This window comes from Clostridium sp. C105KSO13, assembly GCF_001517425.1.
In the GTDB taxonomy this organism is placed as follows: domain Bacteria; phylum Bacillota; class Clostridia; order Lachnospirales; family Lachnospiraceae; genus Muricomes.
In genome coordinates, this window is record NZ_FBWL01000162.1 from 55245 (window position 1) to 72271 (window position 17027).

7 protein-coding genes and 1 pseudogene are annotated in these 17027 nt (G+C 43.4%); 6 read left to right on the forward strand and 2 right to left on the reverse strand.

All coding sequences use genetic code 11. The annotated features are described in order from the left end of the window. The first annotated feature begins 69 nt into the window (after nt 1–69). From BN3456_RS07620 to BN3456_RS07640, 6 genes and pseudogenes are all read left to right on the forward strand, one after another. A complete protein-coding gene (locus BN3456_RS07620) occupies nt 70–2178 on the forward strand; it encodes a type IA DNA topoisomerase (RefSeq protein ID WP_089983568.1) in 2109 nt (702 codons plus the stop codon). 919 nt (nt 2179–3097) lie between these two features. Next, nucleotides 3098–3442: a TnpV protein gene (locus BN3456_RS16265; RefSeq protein WP_242862830.1), complete on the forward strand. Its 345-nt coding sequence runs from the start codon at nt 3098–3100 to the stop codon at nt 3440–3442. Between the two features lie 1988 nt (nt 3443–5430). After that, nucleotides 5431–10347: pseudogene (locus BN3456_RS16270) on the forward strand (DEAD/DEAH box helicase family protein); the annotation flags it as partial. A gap of 102 nt (nt 10348–10449) precedes the next feature. Continuing rightward, nucleotides 10450–14505, forward strand: a complete 4056-nt coding sequence (locus BN3456_RS07630) for a DUF3849 domain-containing protein (protein WP_089983542.1) — start codon at nt 10450–10452, stop codon at nt 14503–14505. Then, the gene (locus tag BN3456_RS07635; RefSeq protein ID WP_089983543.1) at nt 14502–14738 is read left to right on the forward strand and encodes a transposon-transfer assisting family protein; all 237 of its coding nucleotides are present in this window, start codon (nt 14502–14504) and stop codon (nt 14736–14738) included. Before BN3456_RS07630 ends, BN3456_RS07635 begins: the two co-directional genes overlap by 4 nt. Then, complete coding sequence (locus BN3456_RS07640; RefSeq protein WP_089983544.1) at nt 14729–15574, forward strand: YodL domain-containing protein; 846 nt, start codon at nt 14729–14731, stop codon at nt 15572–15574. The genes BN3456_RS07635 and BN3456_RS07640 overlap by 10 nt, the downstream gene beginning before the upstream one ends. Before the next feature lie 49 nt (nt 15575–15623). Here the strand turns inward: BN3456_RS07640 and BN3456_RS07645 are convergent, their stop codons facing one another. Then, nucleotides 15624–16565 (reverse strand): Abi family protein, encoded by a 942-nt coding sequence (locus BN3456_RS07645; RefSeq protein WP_089983545.1) that lies wholly within the window; start codon nt 16563–16565, stop codon nt 15624–15626. A gap of 202 nt (nt 16566–16767) precedes the next feature. Next, nucleotides 16768–17010 (reverse strand): helix-turn-helix domain-containing protein, encoded by a 243-nt coding sequence (locus BN3456_RS07650; RefSeq protein WP_089983546.1) that lies wholly within the window; start codon nt 17008–17010, stop codon nt 16768–16770. Nucleotides 17011–17027: the final 17 nt, after the last annotated feature.

Below are 17027 nucleotides of genomic sequence, written 5' to 3' on the forward strand. Positions count from 1 at the left end.
ATAAACAATAAAAACGGGAGAAAAGGCAGTCGGGTGGAACCGGCTGCCTTTTTCAGAAAGGATGGAAACATGTATTTAGTAATCGGAGAAAAGCCCAGTGTTTCGTTGGCATTGGCAAAGGTTTTAGGAGCGGATAAACGGGAGAACGGATTTTTTTCGGGGCGGGATTGTATCGTAAGCTGGTGCCTGGGGCATTTGGCAGAATATGTATCCCCGGAAGTATATGACAGCAGATATCAGAAATGGGAGTTTGCAGACCTTCCTATCGTACCGGCGAAATGGCAGCTTGCCGTGGCGAAAGATAAAAAGGAACAGTATGCGGTGTTAAAAAAATTACTGAACCGCAGTGACCTGGAATATGTGGTCAATGCCTGTGATGCAGGGCGTGAGGGGGAATTGATCTTTAAACGTGTCTATGATTTATCCGGAAGCAATGCACCGGTACGTCGTTTATGGATCAGCTCAATGGAAGATACGGCTATCCGTAACGGATTTGATTGTTTAAAAGACGGCAGGGAGTATGAAAACCTATGTGAAGCGTCCATATGCAGAGCTAAAGCGGACTGGCTGATTGGTATGAACGCCACCAGAGCATTTACAACAAAGTATTATAAGCGGCTGGTAGTAGGACGTGTACAGACCCCGACTCTTGCCATGCTTGCGGAACGTCAGCAGAAAGTGGAAGGATTTGTGAAAGAAGCCTATTACAAAGTGACACTGACAGGAAACGGGATTTCCGTTGTTTCAGAAATAATAACTGATGAAGCAAAGGCGGATGAACTGGTAAAACAATGCCAGGGAAAAATAGCTGTTATTACCAAAGTGGAGAAAAAACAAAAAAAGAGCGCCCCGCCGAAGCTATATGACCTGACTACCCTGCAGCGGGAAGCCAACCGGTTTTTCGGATATACAGCCCAGGAGACGCTAAAAGAACTTCAGGAGCTTTATGAGAAAAAACTGGTCACTTATCCCCGGACGGACAGCCAGTATATTACAGCAGATATGGAAGAAACCGTTCTGGAACTTTTAGAGATACTTCCAGATATGTTTTCTTTCCTGCCGATAGATAAGATGAGTAAGGATGTAGGCAGAATCATTAACAATGATAAAGTATCAGACCATCATGCGTTGCTGCCTACAAAAGAAGCTATTAAGCAGAATATGGATAGTCTCTCCGTAAAACAGCAGAACATCTTCCGGCTGATTGGTCAGCGTCTGGCACAGGCTGTATCGGCGGACTGCATGTATGAGGAAACAGAGGTGGAAGCACAGTGTGAGGGGCAGCATTTTGGTATGAAAGGTAAAACAACGATTCAGCAGGGGTTTCAGGACATAGCGTCTGCTTTCACCATGACAGTACAAAAAGGGAAAAAGAAAGAGGAGCCTGATTCCTCTATTCCAGAGGGATTAGAGGCAGGCATAGAGATTCCCTCTGTCCATGCAGAAAAGAGCAGGCACTTTACGGCCCCGCCGAAACCATATACCGAAGATACGCTTCTATCGGCAATGGAGACTGCCGGGAACAAAGAATTTGACAAGGAGACAGAAAAGAAAGGACTGGGCACTCCGGCTACCAGGGCAAGTGTGATTGAAAAGCTGGTATCTTCTGGTTATGCAGTGAGAAAAGGAAAACAGATATTACCTACGAAGGATGGTATGGAACTGGTTACGCTTCTGCCAGATTACTTAAAATCTGCGGCTATGACTGCCGAATGGGAAAACCAACTGCTTCTGATGGAGAAAGGACAGCTTCCCAAAGAGGAGTTTATGCAAGGCATTACAGATTTAATTGATCGTATGCTAGAGGGATGTGCAGCAATACCGGAAAGTGAACAGCGGCGTTTTCATCCAAAGGAGAACATTGGTAATTGTCCATTGTGCGGCAGTCCAGTGTATGAAGGAAAGCAGAATTTTTATTGTTCCAGCAGAGAGTGCTCTTTTGCCCTTTGGAAAGAGAATCGTTATCTTGCCGGCATGAGGAAACAGCTAAGTAAAAAAATGGCGCTGGAATTACTGGATACAGGGCGGACTTATGTGGAGGATCTGTACTCACAAAAAACTGGCAGGAATTTTGCCGCTGATTTACTTTTGGATGTCAAAGAAGGTAGAGCCAGTTTTAAGATGGAGTTTAGAACGAGTAAAGGGAAGGGAAAAAAGGGTTCTCGAAAGCAACAGTAAAAATTTGCCGTGCTAAAGTAAATGGAATAAAATCAAACAAAAAGGGAGGGAATTGATATGTCCAAACTACATGACATAAAGGGGCTGGCAATGTATACAGCGGAAGACGTAAGCAAGTCACCGCAGGACTGGATGCGTTATTTAAATACGGCGGCAAAGCTGTACCGCTATTCGTTTTCTGATACTCTTTTGATTCATGTCCAGCGCCCGGATGCACAAGCATGTGCATCCTTAGAATTATGGAATGAAAAGATGAACCGATGGGTAAACCGTGGGGCAAAAGGGATTGCACTTCTTGACGATACCGGACCTAGAGAGCGGCTTCGATATGTGTTTGATATATCTGACACCCACATGGTACGAGGGGGAAAGACCCCGAACTTGTGGCGGTTTAAGGATGCATACAGGGATGAGCTTATAGACCATCTCATTGATACATATACCCTGGATATGGAGAAAACGGGACAATTGGAAATAGTTCTTTTGGAAATCGCATCACAGCTTGCAGATGAAAATCTGGAAGATGCAATGGAGGGGCTGCAATACGAACTGGAAGGCACTTTTTTAGAGGGGATGGATGAGGACAGCATCCGTATAGAGTTTCGCAACCTTTTCGTGAACAGTACATTTTATAGCCTTGCGCAGCGCTGTGGGCTTGAACCGATGGAGTATTTGGATGAAGAAGATTTTATAGGGATCACTTATTTTAATAAGTTGTCGGTCTTATCTTTTTTGGGAAATGCGGTAAGTGCCGCAGCGGAGCCGGTACTTGTAGATATCGGTCGGACTATAAGCAGAATGCATCGGGAAGAAATGCAAAAGGAAACCGAAAAAACGGTTGCAACCGGGAATAACATCGGTTATAATGAATTTAACACGTTAATTCGTGAAAGCGAAAGTATAGAAGGAGGTACAGAGCATGGAACTGACATATCATCGCAAGGGCGATTACCTGTTCCCGAACCTGACAATAGAGAAAGAACAGGAAGTGATAATCGGGAAATACGGGATGCTGCGGAGGACGTTTCTGAAAGAACACAAGAAGAACTGGTATCAGAGCATGAGAATGACAGGGAAACTGAACCGTCACCTGCAGGAGATAGAGAAGGCAGCCAGGGAACGGATGGAAGTCCTGATGAAAGGGCTGCTGGAGAAATATCCGGCACCGGACAAGGAGACGGATCAGATGGCGTGGGTGGCTCATATGAACAATTTGACAGCAATGGCAGAGGAGAGCATCTTGACGGAATTGGTATACAGCTAATTGAGGAAACAACGGAACAGGATTTGAGTGAAGCAGAGGAAGAAATAGCCTCTGCTTTATCTTTGCCCGAATTACCTACGGCAGCACAGCAGATCCGGGAGATTGAACAACGGATGGCAGCATTGTATGCCGGGGAGATTGCGATTCCATCAGATGTGGTGGATGAGGTTTTACGTGCCGGCGGGAATCATACAGGAAGCCATCTCCGTATCATTTACAACTTTATGATAGAACAGACGCCGGAAGAATATACAGAGTTTGTCCGGCGGGAATATGGTACTGGTGGTATTGGTTTAGTCATTGACGGCAAAGAGTATTCCGTATGGTACGATGAATTGGGGATGCAGATAGCTGTGGGTCATACCGTAACGGATCAGATACTGGATAAGGCATTTCTGTCCTGGGAAGATGTGAGCGGACGTATCCACCAGCTTCTTTTGCAGGGGGAGTATGCCCCGCAAGTGGTACTGGATGCCGCCAGGTCAAATGCATTGGAGGAACACGCCAATGCATTGATTTACATGGAGAGAGATATGGCGGAGGGTGTTGCGGAACTTGTCTTTGAAGATACGGAAGTATTTCGCAAAGTATTTCCGGATGTCACTGAAAAGGTAAGCAGTCTGTTAAAACAGCCAGATTATCTATCAGACCTTATTGAGCGCTTGGAAGGACTTGCAGAGGCTTACAAAGAAGATAAGGATATTATGCGTTTTCACCATTACCGGCCAGATAAAGTTTTGGCTCAATTTCAGAAGTTTGCAAAAGAAGCAGTGCCTTATCAGTCAAGAGAAGGGTTTGCATGGGAAGAACATCCGGTATTTATCACCCAGGATGAGATTGACGCTTTCCTGGCAAGGGGAGGCGCTTATTCGGATGGGCGATTGACCATATATTCATATTTTATACAAGATAAGACAGATAAAGAAAAAACGGATTTTATTAAAAAGCAGTATGGGATTGGTGGATGTAGCCATGCCCTTTCGGGGGCAGATGATTCCTATGCGGACTATGATGGGAAAGGTCTGAAGCTGGCAAGAGGAAACTATGGAAATCCGGATATGGAAATTCTGCTGAAATGGTCAAAGGTAGCAAAGCGGGTAGAATACCTTATAAATCATGATAAGTTTCTGAAAGCTGGTGATTTTTCCCGTATGCCGGAATATGAAAAAGAACACATGGCAAGCCGTGTGGTAAATTTCTATTATCATCTGCCAGAGGATATGCTTCGTCCGTGGCAGGGAAATGTGGATTTTCTTTCATGGCACAAAGATGTTGTCAGCCTGTTTAATAGCGAAGATGGCAGAAATGGACTTCTGCGCCATATGGATGAAGCTCTTGCTTCCCTGCCCCTTGACTTTGAGAATTATGAGAAAAAAGTGCAGATTCTTACGGATGTGCATGGGTATATTGAGGGCACATATACCATCTTTCCGGAACGGGAAAAAGTGATAGAACCAGTTATTGAGAGTGGTCAGCAGTTGTCATTGTTTGATTTAATGGATACTGGAATATCAAAAGAAGATTTGGTAAATCAAAGCGTGGAAGGTGTTGTACCAGATCCAGAAGAAAAATCAGTTACAGAAACAGTGCCGGAAATGGCAGAGGATAAAGAGTATGGTGAAGAAAGCCGGGAAATCTTAGAGAATGAAGTTGAAGAAAAAGTTTCTAAAGCAATGGAACAGTCCGGCACCGATTATGGTGCTTATTCCCCGGAGCAAATGGATGTAATTTATGTGGCGGCAGGAAATGATTTAAACTTGACACATATGTTGAATCCGGAATTTTCTGCGGAACAAATGCAGCTTATCGCAGATGTGATGGAACGCATGGAAGTACAAGAACAGGTTGCATTTGAGAATGAAATTCGTCCACTTACAGAGCATGGCATGGATGCACAGGAAGTCAACGAAGTACGGAAAGACTTGAATCTTCCATTAGAGCCGATAGAGGAAAACATCCAGGAACCAACAGATAGAAAGGAGGAACGGGTAAATTTCCGTATCACAGATGACAGCCTGGGCATAGGCGGCCCGAAACAGAAATTCCGGAACAATATGGAAGCGGTGCGTCTACTACATGAACTGGAATTTGATAACCGCATGGCAACACCGGAAGAACAGGAAATTTTATCACGTTATGTCGGATGGGGCGGGTTATCCCAGGCGTTTGAAGAGCGTAGTGAAAATTGGTCGAATGAATTTGTTGAACTGTATGCTGAATTATCACCGGAAGAATACCGGGAGGCCAGGGCTTCCACGCTGAATGCATTTTATACATCGCCTACAGTGATCAAAGCCATGTATGCAGCATTAAATAACATGGGGCTGAAATCAGGAAATGTGCTGGAGCCTTCCTGTGGTGTGGGGAATTTTATGGGGCTTATACCTGAGAGTATGGACGGTATCCATATGTTTGGGGTGGAACTGGATAGTATATCCGGAAGGATAGCAAGGCAGCTATATCCCCAAAACCATATTGCTATCCAGGGATTTGAGACAACAACGTACCCGGATAATTTTTTTGACTGTGTGATCGGCAATGTTCCATTTGGAAACTATAAGGTGGCAGACCGCCGATATGACCAGCACAATTTTATGATCCACGATTATTTTATAGCCAAATCTCTTGACCTGGTGCGTCCGGGCGGTGTGGTGGCAGTGGTTACTTCCAGTGGTACGCTGGATAAACAAAATCCGTCTGTACGTCAATACATTGCCAGCCACGCTGATTTATTGGGGGCAATCCGGCTTCCAAACAATACGTTCCGTAAAAATGCAGGAACGGATGTTGTATCAGACATTTTGTTCCTTCAAAAACGTGACCGTTCATCTTTAGAACAGCCATCCTGGGTGAGCTTGGGAAAAACACCAGAGGGGTATACAGTTAATTCCTATTTTACCGAACATCCGGAAATGGTGCTTGGTAATTTTACAACGGAAAGTACGCAGTATGGCAAGCAGGAGGTGACGGTAGTTCCTATCGAGGGGGCGGATTTGGCAGAACAGCTTAAAGAGGCTGTCAGTCATATCCAGGGTGAGATTATAGAAGCAGAGATGGATGATTTTGATTTAAACGAACCGGATAATTCTATACCTGCAGACCCGGATGTAAAGAATTTCAGTTTTACCAATGTAAACGGAAAAGTTTATTACCGTGAAAATTCCATTATGAATCTGATGGAATTGCCCGCCATGACAACGGAACGTGTGCTTGGAATGATTGAACTTAGGAATCTGACCCAGGAATTGATTCAATGCCAGATGGAGGACGGCAGCGATGAAGCAATCGCAAGGCTGCAGGAAAAGTTAAATTACCAGTATGACCGATTCACTGCCCAGTATGGCTTAATCAGCAGTACAGCGAACCGCAGGGCGTTTTCACAGGACAGCAGTTATTGTCTTTTAGCGTCTTTGGAGCATTTAGACGAGGAAGGAAATCTGAAACGGAAGGCAGACATTTTCTATAAACGTACCATACGGAAAGCAGAGCCGGTCACATCCGTGGATACTGCAAGTGAAGCCCTGGCTATTTCCATTGGAGAACGGGCAAAAGTGGACGTTCCTTTCATGGCAGGACTTACCGGAAAAAGTGAGGATGAAATCACGGATGATTTGGCAGGTGTGATTTTTAAGAATCCTCTGACCGACCAATGGGAAGCATCTGACGAATACCTGTCAGGAAACGTCCGGGAGAAGCTGGCAACGGCAAGGATATTTGCTGAAAATAAACCGGAATTTGAAATAAACGTTCAGTATTTGGAAAAAGTGCAGCCAAAAGATTTGGAAGCATCAGAAATAGAAGTACGTCTTGGAGCTACCTGGATAGATCCTTCTTATATTACAGCATTTATGGGAGACACATTCCATACTCCAAAGTATTACCTTGGTAAAGACATTGATGTGAAATATGCCCCGATTAACGGACAGTGGAACATCTCCGGTAAAAATTTAGATAGTTACGGAAATTCACTGGTCACTTCCACCTATGGAACAAGCCGTGCGAACGCATACAGGCTTCTTGAGGATGCTCTTAATTTAAGGGATACAAAAATATATGATAAAGTCGATGAACAGCGTGTTCTGAATAAAAAGGAAACCATGCTGGCGCAGCAAAAACAGGACATGATAAAAGAGGCATTTAAAGAATGGATATTCAAGGATATTGACCGAAGAGAAGATTTATGCCAGAAGTATAATGAATTGTTCAATAGTATCCGACCCCGTGAATATGACGGGAGCCATATCCAGTTTGTTGGGATGACACCAGAAATTACTTTCCAGACTCATCAAAGAAATGCAGTTGCACGCATCTTGTATGGAAATAATTCTCTTCTCGCTCAGTGCGTTGGATCAGGTAAGACATTTGAGATGATTGCAGCGGGGATGGAACTCCGTAGGCTTGAGCTGGCAAAGAAGAATATGTTTGTAGTACCAAATCATCTGACAGAACAATGGGGAAGTGACTTCCTGCGTTTGTATCCTGGTGCCAATATTCTGGTTTCAACAAAAAAAGATTTTGAACCTGCAAACCGAAAGAAGTTTTGTTCCCGAATTGCGACAGGGGATTATGATGCTGTAATTATCGGATACTCCCAGTATGAAAAGATACCTTTATCAAAAGAACGGCAAGCAGCTACAATCGAAAAACAGATAATGGATATTGAGATGGCAATTCAGGAAGCAGAGAGCGATGAGAGTCCACGTTACACAATTAAACAGATGGAAAAAACTCGTAAATCATTGGAGGCCAGATTGAAAAGACTCAATGACCAGACCCAGAAAGACGACGTAGTTACTTTTGAACAGCTTGGCGTGGATCGGTTGTTTGTGGATGAGTCACATAATTATAAAAATCTGTTCCTCTATACGAAAATGAGGAACATAGCCGGCATTGCACAGACGGATGCACAGAAAAGCTCCGACATGTTCATGAAATGCCAGTATATGGATGAACTTACCGGGGGGAAGGGAATCACATTTGCAACGGGAACTCCCGTATCGAATAGTATGGTGGAACTATACACAATCATGCGTTATCTACAATATGATACTCTGCAGAAGCTGGGGCTTGGGCATTTTGATTCCTGGGCAGCCACTTTCGGGGAGACGGTAACAGCCATAGAGCTATCACCAGAAGGAACGGGCTATCGTGCGAAAACACGGTTTGCCCGTTTTTTCAACCTTCCGGAACTGATTGCTCTGTTTAAAGAAAGTGCAGATATCCAGACGGCAGATATGTTGAACCTGCCTGTTCCGGAAGCAGAATATATCAATGAGGTCTTAAAGCCCAGTGAAGAACAACAGGAACTGGTCAGCGCATTTGCAGAACGGGCGGAAATTGTACGTGCCGGCGGTGTTGAACCGACACAGGATAACATGCTGAAAATCACCAACGATGGACGCAAGTGTGCCTTGGATCAGCGGCTGATAAATGATATGCTGCCGGATGCAGAAGATAGCAAAGTAAACCGCTGTGTAAAAAATGTTTATGAAATTTGGAAGGAGACAACAACAGAAAAGTCTACACAACTGGTTTTTTGTGATCTATCCACGCCGAAAAATGATGGCACTTTCAATGTATACGCAGATGTGCGGGATAAATTGACGGCAATGGGAATCCCGGAAAACGAGATTGCCTTTATCCATGATGCGGGAACAGAAATCAAAAAGGCTGAACTGTTTTCAAAAGTGCGTTCCGGACAGGTGCGTATTCTGCTTGGTTCTACACCAAAGCTAGGGGCAGGCACGAATATTCAGGACAGGTTAATAGCACTTCACCACCTCGATTGCCCCTGGAAACCCTCGGATTTGGAACAACAGGAAGGGCGTATCTTAAGACAGGGCAACCAAAACGAAAAGGTGAAGATATTCCGGTATGTCACAGAAGCAACTTTTGACGCATATATGTGGCAGATACTGGAAAATAAGCAAAAATTCATATCCCAGATTATGACAAGCAAATCCCCTGTACGTGCCTGTGAGGATGTGGATGATGCGGCGCTTTCTTATGCGGAAATAAAAGCGTTGGCAACCGGGAATCCTTACATAAAAGAAAAGATGGACTTGGATATCCAGGTAAGTAAGCTGAAACTTCTGAAAGCAAACCACACCAGCCAGAAATACCGCCTGGAAACCGATATTGCGAAAAATTATCCAGCGCAGATTACGGCGCTGAAAGAACGGATTGCCGCTTTAAAGGCAGATGCACTTGCGGTAAAACCAGTGCTGGATAAAGATAAGGAAACCGATGATTTTGCGATGATAATCGGCGGGAAAACCTATACAGACCGTAAGGAAGCCGGAACAGCGGTGATTGCCGCCTGTGCAGGGTTAAAAGCAGTTAAGAGCGCAGGACAGATCGGGGAATTTCAGGGATTTGCTTTAATGGCAAACTTTGACAGCTTCAATCAGAAATATATTCTGACAATTAAACGACAGTGCAGTTATCCTATTGAGATAGGAAAAGACCCTCTTGGCAACCTACAGCGCATCAGCAACGCTTTGGCAGGGATTGAAAAGAAACTGGCAGATTCAGAACAAAAAATGGAAAACCTGCAGCAACAGTTAGCCATTGCACAGGAGGAAGTACAAAAACCTTTTCCAAAAGAAGAAGAACTGGTGAAAAAAATGGAGCGGCTGACAGAGTTAAATGCGCTTTTGAATATGGATGAGAAGGGACCAACAGAGGTGCTTGGTATGGATGGAGCCGACGATATAACCCAGGTGGCTGATTGTCCGAGGAAAGCCGTTACAATGGCAGGGAGGGTATCCGAAGCATCCCACATAGCAGACAGTGGCCATAAGCCGTCTGTTTTGGGCAGGCTTGGACAGGCAAAAGAGCGGCTTGAAAAATATCAGAACAATAAACAAAAGACAATGCGGACGAAAGAAGCAGAACTTGGATAAGCCTAAAATCCCGTCATGGCGGACAGCCAGTGGCGGGATTTTTGAAATAGGGAAAGTCTTATGCTGCAAAAGAAGCAGGCAATTTGAAGGAGGGAATTATATATGGCGGGCAAACATGACCAGCAGATGAAGGATATAACGGAGAAACTGGAAAAGGGTGTGAAAGAGCTGTTTACTTCGGAGATGTACACAGACTATCTAAAAGCGATGTCACAGTTCCATAATTACAGCTTTAACAATACGGTACTGATTGCTATGCAGAAACCGGATGCCACTCTGGTAGCAGGATACCAGGCATGGCAGAAAAAATTTAACCGACATGTAAAACGTGGGGAAAAGGCAATCCAGATTATTGCACCAGTGCCAATACGAGAAAAGCAGGAGATGGAAAAGATTGATCCGGTGACACAAGAGCCGGTTCTGCGTCCGGATGGGCAGCAGGAAACAGAAGAATTGGAAGTGGTGATTCCACGTTTTCGTATCACAAGTGTATTTGATGTATCACAGACAGATGGAGATCCACTGCCAGAACTAGCCACACCGGAGTTAATGGGAAGTGTAGAAAACTTTGCCCAATTTATGAAAGCGATTGAGGCAGTTTCTCCGGTGCCTGTCCGGTTCGATGAAATTGAAAGTGAGGCAAAGGGCTATTATGACAATGAGAAAAAAGAAATTGTGATCCGGGAAGGCATGAGTGAAAGCCAGACCATGAAAACGGCTGTCCATGAAGTCACCCATGCAAAACTCCATGACCGGGAGCTTATGGAAGAATTAGGGGAGAAAAAGGGGCAAATGACCCGTGAAGTTGAGGCTGAGAGTGTGGCTTACACTGTCTGCCAGTATTTTGGTCTGGATACTTCCGATTACTCCTTTCCCTATATTGCAGGATGGAGCAGCAGCATAGATATGAAAGAACTGCGTCTGTCAATGGATACCATCCGGAAAACGGCAGGGGAATTTATAGAACATATGACGAAGGTTCTGCAGGAGCTGATGCAAAACCAACCGGAAAAAGAACATTTGGAAGAAAATGATTTGATACTCGTAACATCTTTTCCGTCCACTGGTTTCACCACGTATTTTATTGTTGAAAACATGGAGAAGGGTGAGCTGTTGGTGCAATTAAAATCCTATCATGAATTATATTCACAAAGCAATGAAATGACAGTGGAGACATTTCTGGATGGGCAAGGAGTAAGGCTGTATCCCTGGCATGATACAGGCAGTTTGACTGTGGAATATCCAGTAAATTTTTATGATGTGGCATACGATTATGATGCCGGGGGTTCTGACGTATCAACGCTTTCTACAATGAAACAGGCAGAATTGTTAATACACCGTGCAGAGTATGGCAGAACGATATTTAGTGATGAAGATCGGAACCTGATTGTGAATTATGCCTTTAAGTTTGATGATATCAAGGAAACAAAGGCATTAATCGAAGATTTGAAAGATGTGATAGAGAACGATGGTATACGGGAAGCCTACCAGATACGGCAGGAAGCACAGGAACAAATTGATGCCTTACCGGATGGCATGATAGGGTTATCTGAAATGCATCAATTTGGCTACTACGATGAAGCAGTGCTGCCACTTACGGCAGAGCGGGCTGTGGAACTGCATCAGGCAGGAGAACACATATACAGCCTTCATAAAGATGGTAGCCGTACTCTAATGAATACGGAAGAGGATATCCTGGCAGATGGCGGGATGTTCGGTATAGAAACAAGAGCCTGGGAAAGTTACCGGATAATGGAAGCTGTAAGTAAAGAAAAAGAAGTAGAAAGTGACAATAAAATGTATCAGGAATCCGAACATGGACAGGAAAATTTGCTTTTTAATGGTACTGGGAATCGTTATGGAATTTATCAGTTGAAAGGTGACAGCGGAAATGAGTATCGCTTTATGAATTTTGAGTTCGTCAGAGAGCATGGCATGGAGGTGAAAGGTACAGATTATCAATTCATATATGGTGATGTCCTGTCAGATCAGGAATCGTTAGATTCTCTGTTTTATAAATTTAATGTAAACCATCCGGAAGATTTCGTGGGGCATTCTTTATCTGTTAGTGATGTGATTGTGACGAGAAAGGATGGAGAAGTAAAATCATACTATGTGGACAGCTTTGGATTTGAGGAACTTCCAGATTTTGTCCGGGAGAGAGAATTAGAATTGGGCATTGCATCAGAACAAGTTATTACACAAGAGACAAAAAGCTATCCGCCTGTTTATATGCATCCGCTTACTTATGCAATGGAACATAGTGCAGTCGATGAGTATCTGGATTCCAGAAAACTGAATCTGGATTGTAAAAAGGCAATCGAGAGTGCCATACGGGAACATTTTGACGGTATGCATCTTGAACATAGTGCCGCTGTTCCGGTTCTTGAAAAGTATGGGGCAGAACGTGTCACATTCATTCTTGCTAATACCATACAACAGAATATGAGTGATGGGCGTTTTTCCAGAGAAAATAAGGCATGGGCAGAGGGGGTTGTCATACCGGAAAATATCAGCAGGGGAATCAATATAAATGCAGATTATATTGTGGACAGCCATCCGGCAGTGCTGGACGGCTTTATAGGTCTTGCCAGGTCGGGGATACAGGAACAGTTCTTGAAGCCCATGCAGAACAATATCCTGGAGACAGAATCAGCGAGCCAGGATGACGAGCGAGCCTATCAAATAGAGGACAGATACTTATTTATACAGACAACGGAGGATGGGTATGATTATACCTATTATGACGAGGATTTTCGTGAATTGGATGGTGGAATCCTTGATAATTCAAAGTTGTCCTTCCAGGAGGCTTTAGAGGATGTTTTGGAGGATGAGGGCTTTTATTTGGAACAATGCCGGGAAGTGGATATATCATACCTGCAGGAAAAAATACAAGAAACCGAGCAGGCAGATTTCCGGAAGCTGAAAGAGATGGCGGACAGAACTGCTTCTGATATGGAAGCGGAGCGAAAAAAAATCCCCCTGATTTCAGACAGGACAGCACCAGAAGCATCCTTAAATGGACAAACCCCTGCCGGGATTGAGGAAACTGTGCTTTGCTATGCCCAGGCAGAGATTGATGCTTTGGGCTTAACGGATGAGGTTGAAATACTAGGGGCAAGGGTGTATGGGAGCCGCACCAGAACTGGGCTTTATACGGAAAATTCGGATATTGACGTTGTGCTATCATACAGTGGTGGAATACGCGAAGATGATTTTTTTAGCAGGCTGCATGAAGATGGACTTAAGATAGCAGGGTTGCCGGTTGATATCAACCCTATATCCCTGGAAAAGACCGGAACACTGGAAGAGTATCTGACTGATGCGGAAAAATATTTGGATATGCAGGAAATGCGAAATCTGACAACTGATATTATAAGGTTTGGCATGGACTATGGGGAAGATTTATTGGATTTCTGGAATGGAGAAGCTGAATTTGAGCCAGAACCAATATACCAGGCTCACGACATTATTTATAATGCCCTTGCCAGAAAGGATACGGATCAATATGTCAGTCATTTGGAATCTCTGATTCATGAACATAAGGCAGATGAACCAATCGTGAAAGATGCGGCTGACTTGCTAGGACGGATAACGGGAAAAATGGTAGTTATCCTGCCAGACCCTGAGATTTCTTTCTACGTGGCAGAGTGTATGGAGTTTCCTATTTTGGGGGATTATCATGAAAATCTGACATTTCAAGAGGCTGTGAAGTTATATGAGAAAATTCCGGCAGAGCGGATAAACGGAATTAAAGGAATCGGTTTCTGCCTAAAGGACGGCAGCATTTATGATGGTAATTTTGACCTGATGGTTGGTGGAAAAATAAGTAAGGATATTATTAATGATATTCCCCATTACAGGGAAAGCCATTTAGTTCAGAAAGCCATAGCGGATATGGAGGCTGTACTATCCGGGTGGGAAAATGTACAGGAAGAACAGTCTGCAAAAGAGCCGGAGAAACTGTATATTCAGGAGAAAGAGGAAGAAACAACGGGAAAAGTATTAGAACTGGATAAAGGTGAACCAGAAGTTATGAGTAAAAAGCAGTCTGTATTAAGTGCGCTTCGGAAGCGTAAGGAAAAGCTAAAGGCACAGGAACAACCAAAGCAGGAGCAGACTTCACAGGCACACAAGAAAGGGGAAGCAGAATTATGATGGAGATATTTGAACAGGATGAATATTACATAATGGAGATGTTTCAAAAAGAGAATCGCCAGCAGACAATAAGCGCAATAAAGAATGTATTGTCATACTTGACTGAGGATGAAGAAATGTTTTCCTTGGTAGATGGCACTTTGCAGAAATTAAAGCGTATATCAGACCAGGAGTTTCAGCAGTTAGATTTAGAAATATATGAGGAGGAGCCAATGAGGGAAACATGGACATAAATCAATTTGCAGTCTATCAGATGAAGAATATTCCTCAGACAAGACAAATGCGCTTTCGTGCTTATGAAACTCTGCAAAAAAGTGGGGTTCAAGTACGCTATGAACATTATGAACTGGTCTATATCAGCAGGATGCAGCGTGAGGACACGCCAGGGAGCATAAGGTTACGCCTAAAACAGAAACTGCCAAAAAACTTTAGAGGTCATTCCATCAGCGTCAGCGATGTGCTTGTGTTAAACCATGAGGGAGAGGTAACCGCTTATTATGTTGAAAAAGAGGGATTTAAAGTCATTACCGGGTTTATCCGTAATGGTTCTTCAGGAGCGCTTCTAAACTTTGAAACTACAAACTTTCATATTGAGGGAAAAGCAGGAAGCTGGCTTGTTCTGGATACGATCATTATTGAGGGCAGGGAATTTTTCCTCATGGAACATGAAAGTTATGGGGCAGATGCCGCTTATGTGGTCTTGGATGCGGATGGCAAAGTCGTGGCAGACGATAACCGGAATGGATTTGATGATTATACGAAACAGCAATTAAAAGACTATGTGCATCCACAGGAGCCAATACCAGTTCCACCAATCCCCGCTCAGAAACCATCTCTTGAAAATTGGCAAAAATATATGGAAAACGGTGAATATCTGCGGAGTGCAGAAATGAGTGAGGAGCAGAATTATAATATGATAGACGGTCGGAATAATAATACCGCACCGAAAAAGGAAAGGAGTTCTGTACTTGCAAAGCTGCACCAAAAGCAAAGGGAGATAGCAAAACGGAGTAATCAGCCAATACCTGACAGGTCAGTGGCGGAGGATATGGAACGTAGAAAAGAGTAAAAAAACAGGAAGGTGTGTGCTTTAAATAAGCAGCATCTTCCTGTTTTTATTAGGATAAACGGTAACGGGTAATGTCTTTCCAGTTTGGAGGAAACCCCATCCGCTCAAGTAATTCAGAATCATCCATATGTGTCAGGCTCGTTGAGGCATTATCTATCAGCCTTGATAATTTCTTTTTAAAAGCCAGAAAATCTTTAGCCGGGATCAGATAACGGAAAGCTATTACAACCGCAAAAAGGTCTTTTTTTCCGTATTGATATTGGATTCCCTTCATAGGTATGGACAATTTTTTGTGTAACGGCAAATCAGAAATGTTGTCCATTGTCCGGTATGTAAAAAGCCGTTCCCCATGAGCGCATACATTCCTGAATTTAGTTAAGACAGACAGGAACTGCTCCATTTGCCGTTGGTTGATGCTCCCAAAATTCTTACATATTTTGGATTGAAGAGACTGTGGGAAAACCTGGTACATTTTTGATAGGTTCCCAAAAGTCAGTACATTGATCAGTACCCAAAGAGGAATATTCCCATATGTATTCCGATAATAGTTAATATAAACGTAATCAGTAGTTGTTACTGCCCGCTGCAGAGTGGAAATCAGCCTTAATACTGTTTTGTACGTGCGGCGGGTGTTGTTGAAATTATTTATATCCAGGTAGGCACTTTGCGATTCCCCGTATTTCTCACAAAAGTAATAAGACATGAGGGAACGCAGGTGACGCTCTATCTGCAGCAGATATTTGAAAAACAGTTCCCTTAACTCTGAATCAAATTCATAGAGAGCAACTATTTCTTCAAAAGTAGTACCCTCTTTATATTTCTTTGTCAGAGGCATACGAAATAAATGTTTGTATCCGCCCATCAAAGGGAAATACCCAATCCGTTTTAAAACATCTTCGGCGTATGCTTTGTCCGAGATAATCAAATGCTTTTCTTTCTGTAGCCATTCAACCTGCTCTGAAAAGGTTGAAAATATCTTTTGCTGTGCCATACTGTTTTCTCCTTAATAAAAAAAGGGGAGAGACTCGAAAGTTCTCCCCCGGTCACGGGCTTCGCAAGTTTCCGCAACACGATCACTGAACTCAATATAGCAAAACTTCATAGAAATGTCAATAGGCGTCCAAAACCCCGATGCCCATAAAATCCTACGGTTACTATATGGTTCAGTAATATTATATGAAAAATATGGGTAATCATTCGTCCTCAAATATTGTTTCATTCATCTCAGGAAAGTCTAATAATTGAGAAACTGTCATTCCCAGACCGAGAGCCAGCTTGTGCAGGGTTTTCAGTTTGGGATTTTTTGTTTTGCCTGACATGATATTTTCAACGGTAGACTGCGTGATGCCGGATAAAGTGGCGAGTTTATTTATAGTGATATTTTTTTCTTCACATAATCTGGTAAGCCTTAAAATAATGACATCGGAATAGGTCATGGAGAACCTCCTTATGG